Annotated in this window: 23 protein-coding genes; 19 read left to right on the forward strand and 4 right to left on the reverse strand. The window is 42.6% G+C overall.

The annotated features are described in order from the left end of the window. Nucleotides 1-107 precede the first annotated feature (107 nt). From gndA to NYR25_03885, 3 genes are all read left to right on the forward strand, one after another. Entirely contained in the window at nt 108-1526 is a 1419-nt protein-coding gene (gndA, locus tag NYR25_03875; GenBank protein UWF34541.1) for an NADP-dependent phosphogluconate dehydrogenase, read from the forward strand. 241 nt (nt 1527-1767) lie between these two features. After that, nucleotides 1768-2454, forward strand: a complete 687-nt coding sequence (locus NYR25_03880) for a response regulator transcription factor (GenBank protein UWF34542.1) — start codon at nt 1768-1770, stop codon at nt 2452-2454. Between the two features lies 1 nt (nt 2455). Continuing rightward, the gene (locus NYR25_03885; protein UWF34543.1) at nt 2456-3931 is read left to right on the forward strand and encodes a HAMP domain-containing histidine kinase; all 1476 of its coding nucleotides are present in this window, start codon (nt 2456-2458) and stop codon (nt 3929-3931) included. A gap of 250 nt (nt 3932-4181) precedes the next feature. Here NYR25_03885 and yidC read toward each other — a convergent pair whose 3' ends face one another. Together yidC and NYR25_03895 are read right to left on the reverse strand one after the other, a co-directional pair. Continuing rightward, a complete protein-coding gene (yidC, locus tag NYR25_03890; GenBank protein ID UWF34544.1) occupies nt 4182-5150 on the reverse strand; it encodes a membrane protein insertase YidC in 969 nt (322 codons plus the stop codon). 88 nt (nt 5151-5238) lie between these two features. Beyond that, on the reverse strand, nt 5239-5511 hold the full coding sequence (locus NYR25_03895) for an acylphosphatase (GenBank protein UWF34714.1): 273 nt from the start codon (nt 5509-5511) through the stop codon (nt 5239-5241). Nucleotides 5512-5667: 156 nt separating this feature from the next. Here NYR25_03895 and NYR25_03900 point away from each other — a divergent pair, with 156 nt between their 5' ends. From NYR25_03900 to greA, 8 genes are all read left to right on the forward strand, one after another. Continuing rightward, entirely contained in the window at nt 5668-6438 is a 771-nt protein-coding gene (locus NYR25_03900; protein UWF34545.1) for an RNA methyltransferase, read from the forward strand. Between the two features lie 97 nt (nt 6439-6535). Further along, nucleotides 6536-7045 (forward strand): hydrolase, encoded by a 510-nt coding sequence (locus NYR25_03905; GenBank protein ID UWF34546.1) that lies wholly within the window; start codon nt 6536-6538, stop codon nt 7043-7045. Nucleotides 7046-7062: 17 nt separating this feature from the next. Continuing rightward, nucleotides 7063-7395 carry a helix-turn-helix transcriptional regulator gene (locus tag NYR25_03910; GenBank protein UWF34547.1) on the forward strand — a complete coding sequence of 111 codons (333 nt, stop codon included), beginning with the start codon at nt 7063-7065 and terminating at the stop codon, nt 7393-7395. 280 nt (nt 7396-7675) lie between these two features. Beyond that, nucleotides 7676-8722: a phenylalanine--tRNA ligase subunit alpha gene (gene pheS, locus NYR25_03915; GenBank protein UWF34548.1), complete on the forward strand. Its 1047-nt coding sequence runs from the start codon at nt 7676-7678 to the stop codon at nt 8720-8722. A 6-nt stretch (nt 8723-8728) separates the two neighbouring features. Continuing rightward, a complete protein-coding gene (pheT, locus tag NYR25_03920) occupies nt 8729-11161 on the forward strand; it encodes a phenylalanine--tRNA ligase subunit beta (GenBank protein ID UWF34549.1) in 2433 nt (810 codons plus the stop codon). Nucleotides 11162-11245: 84 nt separating this feature from the next. Further along, a complete protein-coding gene (mltG, locus tag NYR25_03925; protein ID UWF34550.1) occupies nt 11246-12412 on the forward strand; it encodes an endolytic transglycosylase MltG in 1167 nt (388 codons plus the stop codon). A 15-nt stretch (nt 12413-12427) separates the two neighbouring features. Further along, complete coding sequence (gene udk / locus NYR25_03930; GenBank protein ID UWF34551.1) at nt 12428-13084, forward strand: uridine kinase; 657 nt, start codon at nt 12428-12430, stop codon at nt 13082-13084. Nucleotides 13085-13101: 17 nt separating this feature from the next. Continuing rightward, complete coding sequence (gene greA / locus NYR25_03935; protein ID UWF34552.1) at nt 13102-13587, forward strand: transcription elongation factor GreA; 486 nt, start codon at nt 13102-13104, stop codon at nt 13585-13587. A gap of 145 nt (nt 13588-13732) precedes the next feature. Here the strand turns inward: greA and NYR25_03940 are convergent, their stop codons facing one another. Further along, on the reverse strand, nt 13733-16348 hold the full coding sequence (locus NYR25_03940) for a YfhO family protein (protein UWF34553.1): 2616 nt from the start codon (nt 16346-16348) through the stop codon (nt 13733-13735). A gap of 136 nt (nt 16349-16484) precedes the next feature. Between NYR25_03940 and NYR25_03945 the strand changes: the two genes are divergently transcribed. The 7 genes from NYR25_03945 to NYR25_03975 all read left to right on the forward strand — a co-directional run bounded on the left by NYR25_03945 (nt 16485) and on the right by NYR25_03975 (nt 21854). Next, nucleotides 16485-18575, forward strand: a complete 2091-nt coding sequence (locus NYR25_03945; protein ID UWF34554.1) for a penicillin-binding protein 2 — start codon at nt 16485-16487, stop codon at nt 18573-18575. Between the two features lie 102 nt (nt 18576-18677). Next, entirely contained in the window at nt 18678-18827 is a 150-nt protein-coding gene (rpmG, locus tag NYR25_03950; GenBank protein UWF34555.1) for a 50S ribosomal protein L33, read from the forward strand. 80 nt (nt 18828-18907) lie between these two features. Further along, on the forward strand, nt 18908-19480 hold the full coding sequence (locus NYR25_03955) for a 5-formyltetrahydrofolate cyclo-ligase (GenBank protein UWF34556.1): 573 nt from the start codon (nt 18908-18910) through the stop codon (nt 19478-19480). 10 nt (nt 19481-19490) lie between these two features. Continuing rightward, the gene (locus tag NYR25_03960; GenBank protein UWF34557.1) at nt 19491-20180 is read left to right on the forward strand and encodes a rhomboid family intramembrane serine protease; all 690 of its coding nucleotides are present in this window, start codon (nt 19491-19493) and stop codon (nt 20178-20180) included. Nucleotides 20181-20212: 32 nt separating this feature from the next. After that, the gene (locus tag NYR25_03965; GenBank protein UWF34558.1) at nt 20213-20443 is read left to right on the forward strand and encodes a YqgQ family protein; all 231 of its coding nucleotides are present in this window, start codon (nt 20213-20215) and stop codon (nt 20441-20443) included. Then, nucleotides 20443-21405 carry an ROK family glucokinase gene (locus NYR25_03970; GenBank protein ID UWF34559.1) on the forward strand — a complete coding sequence of 321 codons (963 nt, stop codon included), beginning with the start codon at nt 20443-20445 and terminating at the stop codon, nt 21403-21405. Before NYR25_03965 ends, NYR25_03970 begins: the two co-directional genes overlap by 1 nt. A gap of 29 nt (nt 21406-21434) precedes the next feature. Then, nucleotides 21435-21854 carry a rhodanese-like domain-containing protein gene (locus tag NYR25_03975; protein ID UWF34560.1) on the forward strand — a complete coding sequence of 140 codons (420 nt, stop codon included), beginning with the start codon at nt 21435-21437 and terminating at the stop codon, nt 21852-21854. 84 nt (nt 21855-21938) lie between these two features. Here NYR25_03975 and NYR25_03980 read toward each other — a convergent pair whose 3' ends face one another. Further along, nucleotides 21939-22115 (reverse strand): DUF3042 family protein, encoded by a 177-nt coding sequence (locus NYR25_03980; protein ID UWF34561.1) that lies wholly within the window; start codon nt 22113-22115, stop codon nt 21939-21941. 81 nt (nt 22116-22196) lie between these two features. Between NYR25_03980 and NYR25_03985 the strand changes: the two genes are divergently transcribed. Beyond that, entirely contained in the window at nt 22197-22931 is a 735-nt protein-coding gene (locus NYR25_03985; GenBank protein ID UWF34562.1) for a glycerophosphodiester phosphodiesterase, read from the forward strand. Nucleotide 22932 lies beyond the last annotated feature (1 nt).

Consider the following 22932-nt stretch of genomic DNA (forward strand, 5'->3'; position numbering starts at 1 on the left):
GAGCCTAGGTCCTTTTGTTGCTTTTTGTTTTAAACTTCTTTAATCAAAGTAATTTTTTTGGTAGTATTAATTCGACAGAGTCGTTGTCAAAGAGGAGGAATAGTAACATGGATAAACCACAAATTGGGGTCATTGGAATGGCCGTAATGGGAAAAAATCTCGCGTTGAACATTGAAAGCCGCGGATATACGGTTGCCATCTACAACCGGACGGCTGCTAAAACAAAACAAGTAATGGAAGATCATGGTGATAAGAAGTTAGTCCCTTCTTACACAATTGAAGATTTTGTTAATTCACTTGAAAAACCTCGTCGAATCATGATGATGGTTAAGGCTGGTAAGCCAACAGATGCAGTGATCGCCGAACTTTTGCCACTTTTGGATAAGGGTGACGTGTTAATCGACGGTGGAAACACTTACTTTGAGGACACCATGCGTCGTAACAAGCAACTTGATGAATCTGGAATCAACTTTATCGGTACCGGAGTTTCTGGTGGTGAACTAGGGGCGTTACAAGGTCCTTCAATGATGCCAGGTGGTCAAAAGGAAGCTTACGACCTTGTTGCACCAATTTTTGAACAAATTGCTGCAAAAGCTAAAGATGGCGAACCTTGCGTAACGTACATTGGCCCTAACGGTGCTGGTCATTACGTAAAGATGGTCCACAACGGAATTGAATACGGTGACGAACAATTAATTGATGAAAGTTACGACTTGATGCGTAAAATGGTTGGTCTTTCCGTTGAAGAAATTGCTGACATCTTTGCAGAATGGAATAAGGGTGAATTAGATAGTTACCTAATTGACATCACTGCGGATATTTTAACTCGAAAAGACGATCTTGGCAGCGACAAACCAATCGTTGACATGATCATGGACAAGGGTGGTAACAAGGGAACTGGTAAGTGGAGTTCTCAAAACGCCCTTGAACTTGGCGTTCCCCAATCATTGATTACGGAATCAGTCTATGCTCGTTACATTTCGGTTCTAAAAGACGAACGGGTTGCTGCAAGCAAAGAATTGACGGGCCCTAATCCAAAATTAGACGTAGATAAGAAAGAGATCGTTGAAAAGATTCGCCAAGCGCTTTACTTCAGTAAGATCATGAGTTATGCGCAAGGATTTGAACAAATGCGGGTAGCTTCCAAACACTACGACTGGAACCTCAACTTTGGTGAAATTGCTAAGATTTGGCGTGCTGGTTGCATTATCCGCGCCCAATTCTTACAAAACATCACCGATGCGTTTGACAAGAATCCAGAACTAAGCAACCTATTGATGGACGATTATTTCCAAGAAATCGCAAAGAAGTACCAAGATGCAGTTCGTGAAGTAGTTGCGCTTGCCGTTAAAGCAGGTATTCCAGTTCCTGCATTTTCAGCTGCGGTTGCTTACTACGACTCTTACCGTTCAGAAGTACTTCCCGCAAACTTGTTGCAAGCACAACGGGATTACTTCGGCGCACATACCTACGAACGGGTTGACCGTGACGGAATTTTCCATTACTCATGGTACGAAGAACAATAGGCTTAACCGGCTGTTGGTCCTCAATTAAAGAACCCTAAAGACTGAGAAATTAAATTTCTCAGTCTTTTTTGTCGGTCTTAATTAAATTCGGTGTTGCGCGCTTGGGAAGCAAAAAGACGTTATCTTCAACGGGAAAGTAAACCCTTGTTTACAACTTGGAGAACTGCTAGGCAAAGCCAGTTGACAATGTTAAAATTTAGAAGTATAGAGATTAAAATAATTTAATTTTGGAGCGGAAAAAATGAGTAAAATTTTGATAATTGAAGACGAAAAGAGCCTGGCTCGTTTTGTAGAGCTAGAACTACAACATGAAGGATACGAAACCGAAGTCCAGGGAAATGGTCGGACTGGGTTAGAAGCCGCCCTTTCGGAAGATTTTGACGCCATTTTATTGGACTTAATGTTGCCTGAAATTAACGGAATTGAAGTCTGTCGCCGGATTCGGCGGGAGAAAATCACCCCAATCATCATGATGACGGCGCGTGATTCGATTATTGACCGGGTATCAGGGCTAGATCACGGAGCGGATGATTACATCGTTAAACCGTTTGCTATTGAAGAGCTATTAGCTCGTTTACGTGCGGTACTTCGGCGGGTTGACTTAGAAGAACAGGACACTTCCTTCCACCAAACGACCGTCGAATTTAAAGACATCGTTATTGAAAAAGAAAATCGGGTCGTTAAGCGGAATAATGAAGTAATTAACTTAACTAAGCGGGAATACGAACTCTTGTTACTATTAATGGAAAACGTAAACGTGGTTCAGTCCCGAGAAACTTTGCTAAGTAAAGTTTGGGGTCTAGAAGACGGTGTGGAAACAAACGTAGTGGACGTGTATATCCGTTATCTGCGGAATAAAATTGACGTGGCAGGTCAACCTAGCTACATTCAAACGGTCCGGGGCACCGGCTACGTGATGAGGACCTAAAATGGTGAAGCAAGCAATTCATAATCGGCGAGTTTCCTTAAAATGGAAATGGGCCATCGCCACCGGTGTTGGGGTTTTATTAATTTTTGGCCTTTTTTCATTCTTTTTATTTAAAATTTTAACTGGCTCACTTTATTCCGTGGAGCGACATAACGTTGAAAATACAATTAGTCAGGTTAACGATCGGTTACGTAGTGCTCAGGTTATCAATTACCAAACTACCAATATTTTTCGGCCTAATTTCAACGAGAAATCTACGGAGCGCCAGCACCAAGTTTTTGACGATAATTTGTTAGCCAACTTAACCCGCAAGGATTTGGCGGTTACCGTATATGATTTAAAGGGTAAGACCGTTTTTTCCAACCAGCGTAATCCGCTTCAAATGAAAAAGGTTAACCAGCGGGTGGTTAAGCATCAAAAGTACCACGGGCAAAAAATTATTGTGGGGCAAGCCCCAATTATTAACCGGGAGAAACAAAAGATCGGTTACGTACAAGTGGTCAACCTCCTCCGAGACTACGGACGTAATTACCACCGTTTAATCTGGTTGTTTGGATTGACCTCGCTACTGGTCTTTATGATTATTTCGATTTTTGGGTATGGATTAGCGTCCTATCTTTTACGACCGATGCGTTCTATTAACGTCACGATGCGCGAATTAGAGAAGGACCCGCAGACGGAATCCCGGGTGCCGATTTTGGCAACGAATGACGAACTAGAGGATTTGAGTCAGCAGTTTAATAGCATGATTGACCGTATGCAGCGTTACATCGATCAGCAGCGCCAATTTGTTGAAGATGTCTCCCACGAGCTGCGGACCCCCGTTGCCGTGGTGGAGGGGCATTTGAAGATGCTAAAACGATGGGGCAAAGACGATCCACAGGTGTTGGATGAGTCCATTGAATCTTCGCTAGAAGAAACCCTGCGTATGAAGAGTTTGGTCAGTGAAATGCTGGACTTGACCCGGGCGGATCAAATCGAGATTAACTACCCTAACGAGAAAACTAACGTGGCACGGCTTGTTAACCAAGTTTTTAATGATTTTAAGATGATTCATCCTGACTTTCACTTTACAATGGATGACGAATTAATCGGGGAACCAATTGTTCAGATTTACCGTAATCATCTGGAACAGATTTTGGTGATTTTGTTAGACAACGCCGTAAAATATTCTCGAGAACGAAAAGAAATTCATTTATCAATTGCCAATACTAAGCAATTTGTTGAAATCGCCGTGCAAGACTTTGGGGAAGGAATTTCCGAAAAAGATTTAAAACTCGTCTTTAATCGATTTTACCGAATTGACAAGGCTCGAAGCCGTGACCAAGGGGGAAACGGCCTAGGCTTGTCAATTGCTAAAAAATTGATTGAGGAGTATCACGGAACCATTTCATTAGAAAGTTCAGTAGGGTCTGGTTCGGTATTTAAAATCGAACTGCCAATTTTGCAAAACCCTGGTTACGATCAAAATTATTAATAAATCTAGATTAGAATTCACGTCGCCGAATTCTAATCTTTTTTTATTTGTCGGCGCTTGTCCACTTCAAATTAAACCATGGGCAATTGGCCATCACGTGCAACCGTAATGGGGGATCAATAATTAGCCAAGGCAAACGAATTCCGTTGTTGGCAAATCAGACGGTAGTGGTTGCCGTAACGTAATGATGATGACAAACAAAAAAGGCTTGAAATTTTAAAATTTCAAGCCTTTTAAATATACTACCTAATTAACGGTGATGACGTTGTTTACCAGCGTTTCGCTGATGGTTAACATTCTTCTTATTAGATTTTGTATTGGTTGCCTTAGGCGTCGGAGCTTTTTGGGCAACTTCGTTTGGTTGAGCCGTTGCAGTATCCGGATTGTCTAAATCAACCGGGCCGGTTGGCTTAACAATCTTCGGAGGGTTCTTTTTCATTTCTTCATGAATTTGAGCCCGAATCCGAGGACGGTAGAAGTTGATTAGCAAAGTTTGGATACATGCAAATACTCCGCCGACCGCAAAGTAGAGCCCTAAACCAGCAGGGGTCGAGAAGGTGAAGAACAAAATCATCAACGGACTGATTACCATCATTGATCGCATCGTTTTCCGTTGTTCTTCGGGAACCCCGAGTGTTCCAAGCCAACCTTGTAATAGGTAAACTAAGAACGAAATTATTGATAACAACAAACTAGACTTAGAAAGGTCAATTCCTAAGAAAATGCCTTGGTGCAATTCAGGGGAGTACTGAATTGCGGCGTATAAAGCAGCAAACACTGGGAATTGAATTAGCAGTGGTAAACAACCGATTCCACCAGTCATACTGATGTTATTATCCCGGTACAAAGCCATCATTTCTTGGCTAACTGCAGCCTTTTCTTCCGGAGTTTTAGCAGTTTGGTTCCGCTCCTGAAGGGCCTTTAGCTGAGGTTGAATATAGGACATCTTTTCTTGTTGAACAGTTGCCTTACGGGACTGGTTGACCATTAGTGGTAACAAAATCAACCGGACTACAAAGGTAATTAAGATAATTGCCAGACCGTAGCTTCCACCGACTAAGTGGGAGAGGTAATCCATAAAGTGTTGCATTGGCACTGCTAAATTATCATAGATAAAGCCATAAGGGTGGCCGTGGCTGTCGCGTTGGACACAACCACTTAAGACCAAGCCTAGCCCGGCAATTAAACTAATTGTCGAGATTCGTTTTATTTTTTTCATAATCTGAGTATGGTTCCCTTCTTACTTATAAATACTAGAAATACACAAGGGTAACTATACTTGATTTTGCCTGCTTTTTCAACGTGCTTTAGTATTTAACTAAAAACTCACGGGCTTGAAACGGTGGAATTTCTTTGACCACTAATTTATCCACCCGTCCAGAAGGAGAAGGGGATGCTTTAACCCCTTGAATAAATTGCTGTAAAATCTCTGTCGGTCCCTGGGCCTCAATTTCTACTGAACCATCAAGGCTATTTTTGACCCAACCGGTAATTTTTAGCTGATCCGCGAGGTGTTTGGTCATAAACCGAAAGCCGACCCCCTGGACACGGCCAACTACGTGCATGTGGACTGCTTGCATAACGTTCATCCCTTTCGTCGTTAACTTACAACTGTAATTTTACCATGTTCAGTTAACTAAGCTAGTTATTGGCACGTATATCAATTTGCCAAGCTTAATGATAATATAAAAATGGCGTAAGTGTGTTATACTTACAATTGGTAAGGAGATTAGATAATGTTAGAAAAGATTTCTTCTGTAAAAAACCCCAAGGTAAAAGAATGGGTGAAGTTAAAGACCAATAATGGTCGGAAGAAGTACCGACGTTTCTTTTTAGAAGGGCGCCATCCCGTAGAAACGGCGCTTGTCGAAGGACGTGAGTACGAGTATTTAATTGTGGAGGAGGGATTTGACCTAGCTAGTTTAGAAGCTACCATTGATGAAGATAAGTTAATTGTGGTTACTAAGGAGGTGTCTAAGCACATCGCCGACACGGTTCACGAACAGGGAATTTTCCTGATTGGCTACGTGGATGACGCGGTCTATGAAATGCCTACCGACACGACGGGACAGTGGTTATTATTAGACAACGTCCAAGACCCAGGCAATATTGGTACAATGGTACGGACGGCTGATGCTGCTGGATTCACCGGAGTGATTTTTGGTAGTGGAACTGCTGATTTTTACAATCCGAAAATTTTACGGGCTATGCAAGGCAGTCAGTACCATTTACAATTAAAGCGACTTAACTTGCAAAAGTGGATTGAAGCTTGCCACCGGGCTCATCAAGTTGTTTACGGTTCTATTTTAGATGAACATGCCCAAAGTTACCGGGACGTTGACGCTCCAAGAGATTTTTCACTAATTATGGGTAATGAAGGTAACGGGATGAGTCCCGAGTTAGTTAAGGCAACCGATCATAACCTTTACATTCCAATTAAAGGAAATGCTGAATCTTTAAACGTGGCTGTAGCTGCGGGAGTTTTAATGTTTGGTTTAGTTAGTTAAGGTTTGGTTACATTTTCGGTTAATTTACGTAAATGGCTTGATTAAAAAAAGTTTGCAGTTAAGATTAGAGTAACTAACTAGCCAAAAGGAGCTTTAGATGAAGGTATTGGATTGGAAAAATGATGCAGAATATTTAGATTTAGTCGGCGACTTACTAGAAAAAAAAGAAGTTCAACGATTGGATAACTACACGCAGCATCATAACGGAACCCGTTTGGATCACTGTATCCGGGTTTCTTACGAAAGTTATTTATTAGCCAAAAAATTCCATTTAGACGTTCGCTCCACAGCGCGGGCCGGATTGTTACACGATCTGTTTTACTATGATTGGCGGACCACCAAGTTTACGCTTGGTAGCCACGCGTTTATCCATCCCCGGGTTGCTTTACGGAATGCCGAAAAAATCACCACTTTAAATGACAAAGAAAAAGACATTATTTTAAAGCATATGTGGGGAGCTACGATTGCTCGGCCTAAGTATGCGGAAAGCAGCATTGTGTCCCTCGTGGACGATGCCCAAGCAGTAAGTGAATATACGGATCACGTCCGGAAAAACTTGCGGCTTAAGTTATTAGAGTATAAAAATAAAGTGATTAAGTTGATTTAGTTAAAGAGGTTTTTGATATGCAAAATGTACACCAAAAAACACCAACTGATTTTGAACTTTGTCCAAAGTTTGAACACCTTTTTGATATTTTAGGTAAAAAATGGAACGGCTTGATTTTAGAAGTGCTAACTAGCGCAGGGCCCCAACGTTTTCGGGACTTGTCGCGCTCGGTAACGAAGTGCAGTGACCGGGTCTTAGTAGAGCGGTTAAAAAATCTTGAAGAAGAAGGATTGGTTGAACGATGTACGTACCAAGACTCTTCCTTGATTGAATACCGTTTGACTGAAGAAGGCGAAGGCCTTCGTCCCGTTTTAGAAGCGGCACATAAATTTGCGGATTGTTGGTACTAATTGACTATTGACCTCAGCACGAATTTTAGTTAAAGTAGCTAAGTGAATACAATATCAAGCTAGAAGAGTAGTAGCCGGTTGAGATTGGTAGCCAGAGAAGAAGGGGTAGCTGAAAACCTTCAATGCTAGTTACGGCGAATTCGCTTCAATAAAATAGGTGGGTCGGCCACCCTTATGGGGCTAACCAAGTGTGCAAGTAATTGCAAACAAGGGTGGTACCGCGTTTAAAACGTCCCTTTTTTAAGGGGGCGTTTTTTCTTTGCAGAAAGGTGGAAAGATTATGGGTTTACAGGATAAGTTAAAAGAACTAGAAGAAAAGGGCCTAGAAGAAATCAAGGTCACGGATGAGTTATCGAAATTAAATAAAATACGGGTTAACCTATTAGGAAAAAAGGGACCGTTAACGGAAATCTTACGAGGGATGCGTGATCTAAGTAAAGAAGAGCGTCCAAAAGTGGGCCAATACGCTAACCAAATTCGGGATAATTTGAAGGAACAAATTGAAGCTCGAAAGGCGGAGTTAGAAAAGGCAGCTCTCGACCGGCAATTGGCGAGTGAGACGCTGGACGTTACTTTACCGGGTTCACCAGTTCGCCAAGGGCAACCACACGTTATTCAACAAATCATTGATAATTTGGAAGACCTCTTCTTAGGAATGGGTTACCAAATTGTGGAAGGTCCTGAAGTAGAATTAGACCGTTACAACTTTGAGATGTTAAACCTACCTAAGGACCATCCCGCACGTGATATGCAGGACACTTTTTACCTGACTGACGAAGTGCTAATGCGTTCGCAAACGTCTCCAGTTCAAGCACGGACGATGGAAAAACATGACTTTAGTAAGGGACCGCTAAAAATGATTTCTCCAGGGGTGGTTTACCGGCGGGATACGGACGACGCAACCCACTCACATCAATTCCACCAAATCGAAGGTTTGGTAATTGATAAAAACATAACCATGGGCGATTTGAAGGGTACCTTGATTACCATGGCAAAGGAACTATTTGGCGATCGTTTTGAAGTTCGCCTGCGTCCTAGTTACTTCCCATTCACCGAACCATCGGTAGAAGCAGACGTAACTTGCTTTAACTGCATGGGCAAGGGTTGTTCAGTTTGCAAGAATACCGGTTGGATTGAAGTGCTCGGTGCCGGAATGGTTCATCCCAACGTGCTTAAGATGGCCGGCGTGGATCCTGAAGTCTACGGCGGGTTTGCCTTTGGATTAGGACCCGATCGATTTGCAATGTTACGCTACGGAGTTGACGACATTCGCAACTTCTATTTAAACGACGTAAGATTTTTATCCCAGTTTGATAAGCGAGGTTAATTAACAATGAAACTTTCATACCAATGGTTATCCAAGTATTTGGATTTAAGTAACATCGAACCGCAAGACTTAGCAGAAAAAATCGAACGGACTGCTGTAGAAGTTGATTCAGTTACGCGGTTAGATTATAAGTTAAAGAAAATTGTGGTAGGGCACACTTTGGAAGTGGTCGATCACCCAGATTCAGACCACTTACATATTTGCCAAGTTGACGTTGGCGAAGAAGAGCCAATTCAAATCGTTTGTGGCGCTCCCAACATTGCCGCAAATCAAGACGTCATCGTGGCACTACATGGTTCACGAATTAAGGATAACGTTAAAATCAAGCGCAGCAAAATGCGTGGGGTTCCTTCAAACGGAATGCTTTGTGCGTTACAAGAAATTGGTTTTCCTGATAACGTAGTTCCTAAGAAGTATGTAGATGGCATTTACGTTTTTCCTGCTGATAGCAATGTTCATCCTGGTGATTCAGTTATGGAAGTCTTAGGAATGAACGATGACGTCATCGACACTTCGGTCACCCCCAATCGCGGTGACATGTTTAGCATGAACGGAAACGCCCACGAAATTGCGGCTATCTTAGATCAAGAAGCTCAGTTTGAGGCGGTTCCGGAAGTAACTAATTCAACAGACGCAAAACTAAGTGACCAAGTTAAGGTTGAGATTGCAGATGACCAACTTGCTCCAGTTTATCGGATGCGAGGCATTGACCAAGTGAAGGTGACGGATAGTCCCTTCTGGTTGCAAACCCTTTTAATGAAGGTTGGTATTCGACCAATTAATAACGTGGTGGACGTGACTAACTACGTAATGTTGAAGTACGGCCAACCACTGCACGCTTACGACCTTGACCAATTGCAAGGTAAGACGGTGAGTGTTACTAAAGCTGACGCAAACACCCAATTTACCACCCTCGATGGTGAAGAACGACAACTTCGTGACGAGGATTTAGTAGTGACAGCAGATAACCAACCAATTGCCTTGGCGGGTGTAATGGGTGGCTTAACTTCTGAAGTAAAACCTAATACTAGTCGGGTCGTGTTAGAAGCAGCTATTTTTGATCCAATTAAGGTTCGGAAGACTGCCCGCTTCCATAATTTGCATAGTGAAGCATCAATGCGGTTTGAACGGGGGATTGACTATGGTGCCGTAACGGATGCGTTAAACGAAGCCGTTGCGTTGATTACCGAATTTAGTCAAGGTCAAGCCTACGCAGATGAAGTAGTGGGCACTGCAACTACTAAAGAACCGGCTAAGGTAGCAATTTCATTAGCTAAGATTAATCGCGTACTAGGTACTAATTTAACAATCAGTGAAGTTGAAGCAATTTTTGCGCGGCTTGGTTTTGCCGTAACCACTGACGAAAATGCGGAAACGTTTGAAGTAACCGTGCCAGTACGGCGTTGGGACATTCATTTGCAAGCCGATCTTTTAGAAGAAATTGCTCGGATTTACGGTTACGATAACCTTCCCGTAACGTTGCCAACTGGGGCACCGACAGTAGGACAATTAACCGAAAAGCAAAAAATCATGCGGGATTCGCGGCGGATTTTGGAAGGCCTCGGTTTGACTCAGGCGATGAGCTATGGTCTAACTACGGTTGCCAAAAGTCAAAACTTCTTAAAGCAAACGGCTGAACCAGTTAAAGTGGCTTGGCCAATGACCCAAGATCACGAAGCTTTGCGGATGAACTTAGTTAGTGGTTTGTTAGACGACATTGCTTATAATCATGCACGCTTTGTTGAAGACGTGGCGCTATACGAACAAGGACGGGTCTTTTATTCAGTTGAAGGGCAAGCTCAACCTCAAGAAGTGGAACATTTAGCGGGGGCGATTACCGGATCCTTACAAGCAACGACCTGGAACCAACCGCAACAAAGTGTGTCCTTCTTCGATGCTAAGGGAATTGTAGAAAAATATCTCCAAAATATGGCACTAAAAGGCCAAATTAAGTACGTGGCTGACCAAGATCGTCAAGGAATGCACCCCGGAAGAACCGCGGACATTTACCTAGATGATGAGCTTATTGGATTTGTTGGCCAAGTCCATCCAACCACCGCACAAGAATACAAGATCAACGAAACGTACGTGTTTGAATTGAATTTAAGTAAAATTATCAGTGCACCAAAACAAATGCAACATTACGAAGTGATTTCGAAATATCCAGCAGTTACGCGTGACGTAGCACTATTAGTTTCTGAAAAAGTTACCAACGAACAAGTGCTAGACGTTATTCAGAATACAAAACAAAAGCACCTCGTGGGTGTTAAATTGTTTGACGTTTACGCTGGACACCATTTGGAGGCCGGAACCAAGTCCTTGGCCTACCAATTGACCTATCAAGACCGAAATGCTACTTTACAAGAGGATACCGTTAACCAGGAATTTGCGAAGGTAGTTGAACAACTAGAAACCCAATTAGATGCAACAATTCGCTAAGTGTTAAGACTTGGTGACTTTAATGCGCGTTTAGGGATAATTTTGTATAATTACCAGTATTGTAGATGATAGGAGAATGAAATCTTGAATAATAACAACAACGATTCTAATCAAAGTCGGCGGAGGCGGACTGATAATAGTTACGCTAATAAGAGCAGTCATCAGATTATCAAGTGGGTAGTTAGTATTTTGGCAGTGGTAATTATAATTACCACTTTTATGGGGTACCGGTATTACAGTTCCTCACTTAAGCCCCTTAACCCGCAAAGCAATAAGCAGATTGAAGTAAATATTCCGATCGGTTCAACCGCCCGGGAAGTTGGTTCAATTTTGGAAAAGAAGCAGGTTGTTAAAAGCGGTGCCGTCTTTAACTACTACACAAAGAAACAAAAGATGAATAATTTTCAAGCAGGCTATTACGTTTTAAAGCCTTCAATGACTTTAAAGCAAATTGCCACTAAGCTTGAAAAGGGTGGAGCCGCTGAGCCAATTGCGCTTAATGGTCCCCGAATCCTAATTAAGGAAGGCGAAAATATCGACCAAATTGCCGATTCAATCGCCAAGGATTCCAAATACTTTACTAAGAAAGATTTCTTAAACTTGATGAAGGATGAAAGCTTCATTAAGCAACTGGCTAAGAAGTATCCTAAGTTGTTAGGTTCCGCAATGGATGCGCAGGGTGTTCGTTATCGTTTAGAAGGCTACCTCTTCCCAGCTAGTTATTCAGTTAGCAAGGATACAAAGCTAAAGGACGTGGTTACCCAAATGGTTGCTAAAGAAGACGCGGTATTGCAACCTTACTACGGTAAAATTAAGGAAAAGGGCTTGACCGTCCAACAAACTTTAAGTATTGCTTCTTTAGTTGAAATGGAAGGTAGCAAAGCTAGCGACCGGACAAAGATTGCGGGGGTATTCCTGAACCGAATTAAACAAGGGGAAACACTTGGTTCTGACGTTTCGACCCGGTATGCTGTGAAGAAATCGGCTACGCAAAATCTAACTGCGTCTGACTTAGCTAACCCAAGCCCGTATAACACTCGGGTAAGCACGGGATACATGCCTGGTCCAGTTGATAATCCAGGTGAAAATTCGATACTATCAGTAATTAATGCGGATACTAAAGATGGGTACCTTTACTTCTTTGCAGTAACTAAGAAGACTGGTGGACATAACGTTGGTGACGTCTTGTTCTACAAAGACTTTGATAAGTTTAACAGTGACGTGGCAAAATATAATCCGGAAGGTAAATAGTGAGGAATTAGATTAATGAGTACGAAAAATAGCCCAATTATTATCGGGGTAACCGGGGGTTCTGGAAGCGGCAAAACTACCGTTAGTAAGAAGATCCTTGAACAACTCGATGGTCATTCAATTTCAATTATCCAACAAGATTCTTATTATAAGGATCAAGCGGGGATGACTATGGAAGAACGCCGAGCGGTTAACTACGATCATCCGCTAGCTTTTGATTCAGATTTGTTGTATAAACATTTGAAAATGCTCAAGCAGCGTCAGGCAATTGATGTTCCGGTTTACGATTACACGATTTCAACTAGAAGTTCGGAAGTAATTCACCAAGAACCGACCGATGTGATTATCCTGGAAGGCATTTTGATTTTGAGTGACGAACGAATTCGCGACATGCTTGATATTAAGGTGTACGTGGATACAGATGATGATATCCGGATTATTCGGCGTATTGAACGTGATACGCAAGAACGTGGGCGTTCGCTCGAATCGATTATTACCCAGTACTTAACCGGGGTTAAACCGATGTATCACCAATTTATTGAACCAACTAAACGCTACGCAGATTTGATCGTTCCTGAAGGCGGGCAAAATAGCGTTGCAATTGATTTGTTAGTAACCAAGGTTCGTGACATTCTTGCGCAAGCAGGACGCGACCGGCAATATAATAAATAATTTTTTGAGGTGAAAGAATGGCAGACGAAAAAAGATATCCAATGACTTTGGATGGTAAGCAAAAGTTAGAAGAGGAGTTAGAAACGTTAAAAACGGAAACTCGGCCACAAGTAATTGAACGGATTAAGATTGCTCGTAGCTTTGGTGATTTATCTGAAAATTCAGAATACGAATCAGCTAAGGACGAACAAAGCATGGTGGAAAGCCGGATCAATACAATTGAACACATGCTTCACTACGCTGAAATTATTGATGACGAAGCGATTGACAGCAACGAAGTTTCACTTGGTCGGGTCGTGGAATTCCAAGAACTTCCTGATGAAGAACCTGAAGAATACACCATCGTTGGTGCTGCTGAAGCAGATCCAATGTCTGGTAAAATCTCAAATGATTCGCCAATTGCTAAGGGCTTGTTAGGCAAAAAGGTTGGCGACGTAGTTACAATCACAACTCCAGGCGGCGACATGAAGGTTAAAATTTTAACCGTTAAGAGTGCGGAATAATTATCAAACCACTACCATAGTGAGTATATAAAAGGACCCCAGCTGATGAATTTCTCAGACTGGGGTCCTTTTTTAATGGTTGACCACTAATTTGGTTAAATAAATACAAAGGAGAATTGAATTCGTGCGAATTCTGTTCTCTTTTTTATCTACGTCGCATTCTTCGCCGTGCGTAGTCGATTAACAATCCTAACCAACCTAGTAAGGTGATGGTAATGCCCCATCCTAGCAAAGGTGGATAATAGGTAAGTTGCCAGCGGTGGGTACCTTGCGAAATTTTTTGTGCGCTTCCTAAGAAGTGGTTAGCGACCTTACGAGTAGCAACCGAGTGACCGTCCACTTTCAAGTGCCATCCTGGACTGTATGGAATGGAAGTGAACATGTACGGCCGTTGGGAAGTTGCTTTCAATTTTCCGTTTACTACGTTGCCGTGGGCTTTGACGTCGGTAAATTCATTTTTTTGTGCCGCCTGGTCTAACTGTTTAAACTTATCAAAGTTAAGTTGATAAATCCCAAAATCGGACATCAAGAGGGTAGATTTCTTTAATACAATTTGAATGCGCACCCGCTTGCCACGGCTATGGTCAGCGACCGATAAAACAATTGGATGGTCATAGTCAATGTCTTCGGTAATGCGTTGGTTATTGACGAAGATGTCGGCATTATGATAATTCATTTGACTACCAGCAGTAATGTAAAGCGGATCATCAGTTTGAGGAACTACTTCGAAAGTCACCGACGCTCCCTTATTTAGTTTCTGCTTGTTGAGCACCGCATTTCGGACGTCAGCCGAGGTACTGACGTTGGAATAGTAAATTTGAGCGGTGTTAGTAAGGTCATCAAAGAGGTTAACGTTATTTTGACCTCCCAACGCCGTCATGATTGCGTTTTGGTATTGCAATGGACGATAAGCTGGTAATTGATTGCTAATTGGTTGGGAAGTCATCGCTCCTAAATTGATGGCGTAAGGATTGCGGTAATTATTGGCGTACCGCGTTTTGTCAAAATAATCGTAACGTTGCAAAATATCGTGTCGCACGCTCCGGGTCAAAAACGGATTTTTCTTTGGTTGGCCGTCCACGAGGGACCAAGAACGGAAGTCCAAAAAGGCATCTGATAGCAACGTGCCATTCATATAGGTAATGTTTCCCGAAGTAGTGGGCTGCCCTAAATCTGCCATCGCTTCTAAGGAGTTAGTTTCTAAGTTGGAATTAAAACTAGCCCCACTGTTAAACCCTAACTGGATGGGGTCATTTTTTGCCCGGAAATAATTGGACCCAATTCGTTGAAATTCAGTAGGATCCTTTTGGAGTTGGCGAAGGGCTTTACGAGCCGCAACGCTGTAAGTTTGAAATTCGCTTTGACTAACATAACTAATTCGGTTTAAAGACCAAACGGCGTTGATTCCTACGTCTAAGACCATCAGCCCTAATAAGATGGGGCGAAGTGCCGGATTGAAATTAGTGCTCTGTAAGCCAACCCATAGTAGTAAAGCGGCTATAAAAAGGATCCCACCTAAAACTAGTTGGTCGTTGGATAAAAAGTCTCGTGACTTGGGCAATAGCTGGATACCAACCAATAGGATGAGGCCCAGGCCCAGTAAATTGGCAATTAGTGGGGTTAATATTTTGTTTTGAAGCGGGTACAGCATTCCCCAAAAAGCAAGTAACATCATCCAAAAGCTGAAAATAAAGCTAAAGCGGTAAGCGTACCACCATGGGAACTGCATTGCGTGCCAAAGCAGGTCTAAAGGTGACCAGCAAAATGAAAGCACAAAGAAGGCGGTGATTGCTAAAGCACTTAATCGTTGGGATAATTTGATTTGGCGATTAAAGAAGTAGGCAATTACCGCAATTAAAATTACCATGCCCACGTAGATGTTAGGCAAGCCGTCGGACATTTGCTTAAAGCTAAAGGTACCCGGAAATAGTTTTAGCACCATTTTAAGTGGGTTATACTCTAACTTCCACTGCAGGTTATTTTCAGCATAGTTAGCTTTACCATGGAGCAACGCCCAGAGGGTAGGTAACCAGGTGATTGCTGAAAAGACGGCCACGGTTAGCCAGGCCCTTACGAAGGCCCACACTTTGTGCCAAGTGATTCGGGGACTGCGCCACAAGAAGTACATTACCGTAAAAATGGCAATCATGTACGCAAAATAGTAGTTAATGATTACCATGGCGGTCATACTGATGACAAATAGTTTAAGGCGGTTGTCATCTAGAAGTTGATCAATTCCCATAATAATTAGCGGTAAGAGAATCGGCGCATCAAGCCAAAAGAGGTTGAGCTGGTTAGCAATTGAAAAAGCCATTAGACTATAAGAGGTCGCAAAACCCGCTACACTAAGCCGGTTGGGTTGTTGGCCAAGGCTTTGTGCAAGGTGGCGTAAGAAAATTGCTGCAGTCAATCCGGCTAAAGCATACTTAACTAAGGTAACGATTAAAATTCCGGTAGTGATGCTTTCTTTTTTGAAGAAGAGCAGTATTAGGTTAGTTGGACTTAGTAAATAGTACGCCCAAGTGCCAAACATATCACTGCCGAGTCCGTTACTAAAAGAGTAGAATAATTGTCCGGGATGTCCCAGAATGGTTTGGCGAAAATATTCATAAAAGGCAACGTATTGCTGTCCCATATCAACGGTTAGCAAACTTGAATTGCCAAACGGAGAAAACCCTCGATAAATAAAGTAAGCGAGCATTACTAGAGCTGGAATGCAGCTACTAAGCAATAGATCGCGTTTTCGATTATTGATTTGCATAAAGATCCCCCAAGCTAGTTGTTAATAGTATTAGGATAGCATAAAACATCTTTAAGACTTTACTAATCAGTTAGTGAAGTGGCATATTTTCTGGTAGAATAAACGAAGTGATTTAACTAAGGAGTAATAGGTGGACATGAAAAATCCGAAGAAAAAATTTCGGCGGCAAAAAAGTGAATTACCATTTCGGTTAAATTTAATCTTTTTTGGTGTCTTTGCATTATTGTTATTACTGATTGGGCAATTAGGCTATTTGCAAATTTTATACGGCTCAAAGCTGCAAGCCGAGGTTAACCGTTCGGATAACATGGTGGAAACTGAAAACGTGCAACGGGGAATGATTTACGATTCCACGGGTAAGGTTTTGGTTGGAAATAAAGCGCACCAAGCGGTTTCCTATACCAAGAATATGAACGTTTTGCCACAGGACATGTATAACGTCGCAAACAAGTTAAGTAAGTACCTGACGGTAGAAAAGAACGACCTTACTTCAACGGATGTGGCAAACTATCTCTTGGCTGATAGCAAGAACAGTAAGCTATATGCAGAAAAGGTTCCTAACCGGGATAAACTTTCTAGCAAGGAATTGCAGGAAAAAGAAGTGGCGGCGGTAAAAAAGGACCACGTCCAACTTTCGGCACGGCAAGAAAATGCGGCACGAATTTATAAAACCATCAGTGGGGCGTACCAGCTATCAACGGTTTATATCAAAGAAACTGATTTGACCAGTGAGGAACTGTCCCAAATTGGGGAGCATTTGTCTGAAATGCCGGGGGTTAAAATTACTACTAGCTGGACCCGGAGCTATCCTGCTGGGGATGACGTGAAGTCGTTTGCGGGCACGGTTAGCAGTTCCAAGGTAGGTTTACCTAGTGACGAAGTTAACACCCTCTTAGCAGAAGGCTACGCTCGAAACGACCGGGTAGGGCAAAGTTACCTTGAAAAGCGTTATGAGCCAGTATTGAAGGGAACCAAATCGCAAACTGCGGTGGAAGTCAGTTCAGGCAATCAGGTGGTAAAGCGGGTACAAAAGTACTCTGGAAAAAAGGGTGACAACTTGGTTTTATCGATCAACTCTAAATTCCAAGAAGAAGTACAAAAAATTATGAAGGAAGCTTCCCAAAATGCGGGTGGAGAATCGACCGGTGGTTACGCGGTAGTGATGAACCCGAAAACGGGGGCAGTAATTGCCTTAGCCGGAGTTGATCGTGATCCGTCGACTGGTAAAATTACCGATAATGCGCTTGGGACCATTAATGAACCAATCGTAATGGGATCGGTGGTCAAAGGAGCGATGGTCTCGGGAGCTTTGATGGACGGCGTAATTACTCCTAAAGACAATACGTTGATTGATAAGCCAATCAAACTAGCCGGGACTGGTTCAAAGAGTTCCTGGTTTAACAGTACCGGAAGTGCGAACATGCCAGTTGACGTGTCGACCGCACTTGAAGTTTCTTCCAACTCCTACATGATGCAGTTAGCCATGAAGGAGGGGGGCTTCAAGTACAAAGAAGGTGCAGGACTAGCTGGAATGGATCCCGCAGTATTTAATAAGATGCGTGGGTATTTTGAACAGTTTGGTTTAGGTGTAAAGACTGGAATCGATATTCCAGGAGAATCAGCCGGCTATAAGGGACCTTCAAGTGCAGCAGACATCGGTAAAGCCCTAGACCTCTCGTTTGGGAACTATGACGCTTACACCACAATCCAGGTTGCACAATACATGTCGACAATTGCTAATGGCGGTTATCGAATCGCTCCTCACGTAGTTGAACAAATCCGGAGCAGCCGCTCAAACGGTAAGTTAGGAGCAGTTCAAAGCACCACCACGCCGCAAGTGCTGAATTACATCGACATGAGTAAGGAAGAAAAGAAAATGGTTACGGACGGACTATATAAGGTAGTGCACGGTACCAATAAATATAAAACCGGGGGACCATTAGCAAGCATTTCACCAGGAATCTCGGCTAAAACTGGTACGGCGCAGACCACTACCAATGGTAAATCAACGGTTACGCTATCCTTAGCGTCATTTGCACCGTCTAACGATCCCCAAGTCGTGGTGGCGTTGGCATTGCCGGGCTTAAGTACTACTAGTGAAGCTGACAATATGAACGCTGCTAAGAAGATTTACGAGGCTTATTGGAAAGACGTGCAATCGAAGTCTTCCTTAGAAAATCCAACAAAAGCGACTAAAGAATCAGCTGCCCAAAACTTAAATGGGTAATTTATCGAATTCATTATGGAAAAAATATGTAAATCGTGGTAGCATGTATAATGCTAGTGGATTTTAGAATTCAAATATATATAATTAATGGAGGTCATTCCAATGCGTGTACACATTACTTTAGAATGTACTGAATGCCATAACCGTCAATACTTGTCATCAAAGAACAAGCGTAACAATCCAGATCGTTTGGAATTAAACAAGTATTGCCCACGTGAACGCAAGGTTACATTACACAAAGAAACTAAATAATAATTAAGGCTAGGGGCCCCCAAAGTGGAGGTTGCTGGTCTTTTTTATTGCAAGTTCGCACCGTTAGGAGGAAGAGGCCTTTGGATAAAAAGCAATTTCGACAACGACAAATCAAGCAGCTGCAAGACTTGTCGCCGCGCTCTAAAACTGCATTAGAAGGGCAAATTAGCGAATACTTTTTCCAGCAACCCGCGGTTAATAAGGCAAAAAACATTGCAATTACCCTAAGCCAAAATTTTGAATTAGATACGGCGCCCATTATTCAAAAGCTTCGGAAACGAGGAACCACGGTATTGGTCCCCAAAACTTTTGAAAATCGCCGAATGGAGTTTATACCGTTAACTTCCCAAACACAATTGGAGCCCCAAGCATTTGGCATCTTAGAGCCCGTGGGTGGAACTCCAATTACACCAACTGAGCTTGACGTAATCGTGGTACCGGGACTGGCATACGAGCAAAGTACAGGCTCTCGTTTAGGATTTGGTGGTGGATACTACGATCGTTATTTAAAACGGGCCCCGCAAGCACATAAAATTGTGTTAGCATTTAATCAGCAAGTTTATCCTGCTGCTCGCTGGCCGGTGGACGAATTTGACGTTGCGATGGATCAAATTATTACCGAACGGGGAGTTCAATATAAAACGAACGGATAAGATAAGTAGAATGGACAGAACAAAAATCAATTTAAAAAATTTTTTTGCCGGGCCTTTTGTAACGATTACCTTAGTTGCGTTAAACGTATTAGTTTACCTGTGGTTAACCCTCGCTGGCGGGTCGACTAACCTTTCAGTCTTAGTAACCCACGGAGCCATGGTGCCAGAACTGATTAGAAACGGCACCGGATGGGCAAGCTTGTTTACTTCCATGTTTGTCCACATCGGGTTTGAGCATTTGTTATTCAACATGATTACCCTTTACTTTATTGGTCGCTTGCTAGAACAGGTGATCGGACACGGGCGGTTCCTATTGATTTATTTACTTTCGGGAATTTTTGCTAACGTGGTTAGTCTGGCGTTTGCTGCGCCGAATAGCATTTCAGCAGGGGCTAGTGGGGCGATTTTTGGCATTATTGGCGTTTGGATAATGATGGCCGAACAGTACCGCAACTACCCGTTTTTAACTGGGATGGGGCGGCAAATGCTAATCTTTAGTGCGTTAGGAATCGTTAGCGGAATGTTTGGCACAAATATTGATATTTTCGCCCACCTGGGAGGGCTAGTCGCTGGCTTTCTATTAGGATACGGGTTTAGTTTCCCTAATTTGGGTAAGGTCCCCCTTCAAAAAAGACTTGGTAGCGGGGTCCTTTTAGGGATTTTATTGGTAGTATTTGTGAAATTAGCGTTTACATTATAGCGATAATTTGGTAAATTAGTTGAGATGGTATTATGAAAACACTTTATGATGTGCAACAACTTTTAAAGCAATTTGGTGTCTTTGTTTACGTTGGTAAACGCAAGTGGGATATTGAATTGATGAGCATTGAACTGAAAAATTTGTATAAAGCGGGGGTAATTGACCAGCCGACTTTTGCAAAGGCTCAATTAGTTTTACGGCACGAGCACCATATTGAAGAAGTTAGAGATCATAAGCAAAAAAATGGAGGTTTTTTAGACTAATGGAACGGAAATTAATTGGGGTTGACCTTGGTGGAACAACAATCAAGTTTGCTATTTTAACTGAGGATGGTGAGATCCAACAAAAATGGAGCGTGGAAACCAACGTCCTCGACGAAGGGTCTCACATTGTCCCGGACATTATTGAATCCATTAATCACCACATTGATCTTTACAAGATGAACAAAGATCAATTTATTGGAATCGGGATGGGTACTCCCGGAACCGTTGATCGCCAACGGGGAACGGTAATTGGAGCATTTAACTTAAACTGGAAAGAAACCCAAAACGTAAAGGCAGAAATTGAAAAGGGTACGGGCATCAAGTTTGCAATTGATAACGATGCTAACGTAGCGGGCTTAGGTGAACGCTGGAAGGGTGCCGGAGAAAATGGTGACGACGTTGCTTTCGTTACTTTAGGTACTGGAATCGGCGGCGGCTTGATTGCCGGCGGTCAACTATTGCACGGTAAAGCCGGCGCTGCTGGAGAAATCGGTCACGTAACGGTTGATCCTGAAGGATACCTATGTACCTGTGGCAAACGCGGTTGTTTAGAACAATACGCAAGTGCAACTGGGGTAGTTCACGTAGCTCGTGATATGGCTGAAGAATTTTCTGGTGACTCCGAATTGAAGCGTCAAACTGATGACGGTCAAGACATCACTTCTAAGCTAGTATTTGATTTGGCAAAAGAAGGCGACGTTTTAGCATTGCGCGTTGTTGACCGCGTTTGCTACATGCTAGGTTTAGCACTTGGTAACTTAGCAAACACCCTTAACCCTGAAAGCATTGTAATTGGCGGGGGCGTTTCCGCAGCCGGCGAATTCTTGTTAGACCGGGTTCGCGACAACTTTGAAAAATTTGCGTTCTCTACCGTTCGTTCTTCTACCCAATTGAAACTTGCTCGTTTGGGTAACGACGCGGGAGTTATCGGCGCGGCATCATTAGCGCGGGTATTTGCATAATATATAGAAATTTTGGAGATGAATAAAACATGGTAGCTGCAGCAGCAAGTAACTCAAGTGGATTTTGGATCAATACCGTAATCATTATCTTAATCATTGCCTACTTACTTTACCAACTATATATGTATTGGAAGCGGAGCAAGATTGCAACCCAATTGGATAATGAAGCTTTTCGGGCGGGAATGCGCAAAGCTCAAGTAATTGACGTGCGTGAAAAGAAAGAATTCGATGCCGGACACATTTTAGGTGCGCGCAACATTCCTTATTCCCAAATGAAAAGTCGGACGCAAGAGTTACGCCCTGATTTACCAGTTTATTTATACGACCAAGGCCGAACCTTTAGTGGCCGAGCAGCCATGCTCTTATCTAAGCGCGGTTTTAAAAAACTATATATTTTGAAATATGGTTACCAACGTTGGGATGGAAAAACTAAAAAGGCTAAATATTAAAAAGAGATTGGGTTAAAATGGAATTAACCCAATCTCTTTTTGTATACTAGTGCCAATTAGAAGTTAGTATTGTTTTAAAACGAATTAACCGTTTTGCGCTGCGTGCCGTTTACGTTCTGCGCGCCGCCGATTTTCTTCAGCGCGGTTTTCGATTTCTTCAACGGGCTCTACAACTACCTTATGGAAGGTGTATACTGCACCCGCAATGGCACCAAGAGTTGATACGGATCCAAAAAGGAATCCCTTAACAAATTTACCCATGTAATTCAGCTCCTTATTTAAATTACCTTAATTATGCGCTGAATTGACGAAAAATACCAGAAATAGATCTAGGAGAATGTTATGTTAACTCAAGTAATCGCCCACCGGGGCAGTAAGGGCGTTCGACCTGAAAATACGTTAGCGGCTTTCAAAAAAGCAATTGAAGAAGGCGCCGACGGAATTGAAACGGACGTTCACTTATCAAAAGATGGTGAAATGGTAATCATCCACGATGAAACTGTTGATCGGACTACTAACGGGACGGGGCGAGTATTTGACCAAACGTTAGCTGAACTAAAACAGTTAAATGCGGGAGGCTCCTTTAGTGGCCGGTTCCAAGACGAAAAAATTCCCACTTTGCAAGAAGTTGTCGAATTGCTAGTTGCGGAACGGTACACCGGAATTTTTAACTTGGAATTAAAAACTGATAAATTTAAGTATCCGGGAATCGAACAAAAGGTATTTAGCTTCTTTAAAGATAAAGATTACCCATTCCAATTGGTTTATTCTAGTTTTAATCCGCAGACGTTGGTGACCATGCACACGTTGCAACCAGACGTAGAGATGGCGAGTTTGTTTAAATTTAACGCGAAAGCTGCCCGAAAACTAACTCATCGTAAAGTGATCCAGAACTGGCATCCTAGCATGGCTTGGGTACGGGGACATCGGTTAATTTTAGGAAAGCGCCGTTTACGCCCATGGACAATTAACGTAGAAAGTGATCTACGATTTTGCTTTCAAAAGGGTTTTTTAGGAGTGATTACAGATTATCCTACCCGGGCGTTACAAGTTCGGGCAACTATTCAAGGAGGGTAAG

The sequence above is a fragment of the Pediococcus acidilactici genome (genome assembly GCA_024970065.1).
GTDB classification, from domain to species: domain Bacteria; phylum Bacillota; class Bacilli; order Lactobacillales; family Lactobacillaceae; genus Pediococcus; species Pediococcus acidilactici_A.

Excerpts from the sequence above, each read along its gene's own strand:
- gndA (UWF34541.1), top strand. The coding sequence starts at position 108 with ATGGATAAACCACAAATTGGGGTCATTGGAATGGCCGTAATGGGAAAA.
- NYR25_03880 (UWF34542.1), top strand. The coding sequence starts at position 1,768 with ATGAGTAAAATTTTGATAATTGAAGACGAAAAGAGCCTGGCTCGTTTT.
- NYR25_03885 (UWF34543.1), top strand. The coding sequence starts at position 2,456 with ATGGTGAAGCAAGCAATTCATAATCGGCGAGTTTCCTTAAAATGGAAA.
- yidC (UWF34544.1), bottom strand. The coding sequence starts at position 5,150 with ATGAAAAAAATAAAACGAATCTCGACAATTAGTTTAATTGCCGGGCTA.
- NYR25_03895 (UWF34714.1), bottom strand. The coding sequence starts at position 5,511 with ATGCAAGCAGTCCACATGCACGTAGTTGGCCGTGTCCAGGGGGTCGGC.
- NYR25_03900 (UWF34545.1), top strand. The coding sequence starts at position 5,668 with ATGTTAGAAAAGATTTCTTCTGTAAAAAACCCCAAGGTAAAAGAATGG.
- NYR25_03905 (UWF34546.1), top strand. The coding sequence starts at position 6,536 with ATGAAGGTATTGGATTGGAAAAATGATGCAGAATATTTAGATTTAGTC.
- NYR25_03910 (UWF34547.1), top strand. The coding sequence starts at position 7,063 with ATGCAAAATGTACACCAAAAAACACCAACTGATTTTGAACTTTGTCCA.
- pheS (UWF34548.1), top strand. The coding sequence starts at position 7,676 with ATGGGTTTACAGGATAAGTTAAAAGAACTAGAAGAAAAGGGCCTAGAA.
- pheT (UWF34549.1), top strand. The coding sequence starts at position 8,729 with ATGAAACTTTCATACCAATGGTTATCCAAGTATTTGGATTTAAGTAAC.
- udk (UWF34551.1), top strand. The coding sequence starts at position 12,428 with ATGAGTACGAAAAATAGCCCAATTATTATCGGGGTAACCGGGGGTTCT.
- greA (UWF34552.1), top strand. The coding sequence starts at position 13,102 with ATGGCAGACGAAAAAAGATATCCAATGACTTTGGATGGTAAGCAAAAG.
- NYR25_03940 (UWF34553.1), bottom strand. The coding sequence starts at position 16,348 with ATGCAAATCAATAATCGAAAACGCGATCTATTGCTTAGTAGCTGCATT.
- NYR25_03945 (UWF34554.1), top strand. The coding sequence starts at position 16,485 with ATGAAAAATCCGAAGAAAAAATTTCGGCGGCAAAAAAGTGAATTACCA.
- rpmG (UWF34555.1), top strand. The coding sequence starts at position 18,678 with ATGCGTGTACACATTACTTTAGAATGTACTGAATGCCATAACCGTCAA.
- NYR25_03960 (UWF34557.1), top strand. The coding sequence starts at position 19,491 with ATGGACAGAACAAAAATCAATTTAAAAAATTTTTTTGCCGGGCCTTTT.
- NYR25_03965 (UWF34558.1), top strand. The coding sequence starts at position 20,213 with ATGAAAACACTTTATGATGTGCAACAACTTTTAAAGCAATTTGGTGTC.
- NYR25_03970 (UWF34559.1), top strand. The coding sequence starts at position 20,443 with ATGGAACGGAAATTAATTGGGGTTGACCTTGGTGGAACAACAATCAAG.
- NYR25_03975 (UWF34560.1), top strand. The coding sequence starts at position 21,435 with ATGGTAGCTGCAGCAGCAAGTAACTCAAGTGGATTTTGGATCAATACC.
- NYR25_03980 (UWF34561.1), bottom strand. The coding sequence starts at position 22,115 with ATGGGTAAATTTGTTAAGGGATTCCTTTTTGGATCCGTATCAACTCTT.
- NYR25_03985 (UWF34562.1), top strand. The coding sequence starts at position 22,197 with ATGTTAACTCAAGTAATCGCCCACCGGGGCAGTAAGGGCGTTCGACCT.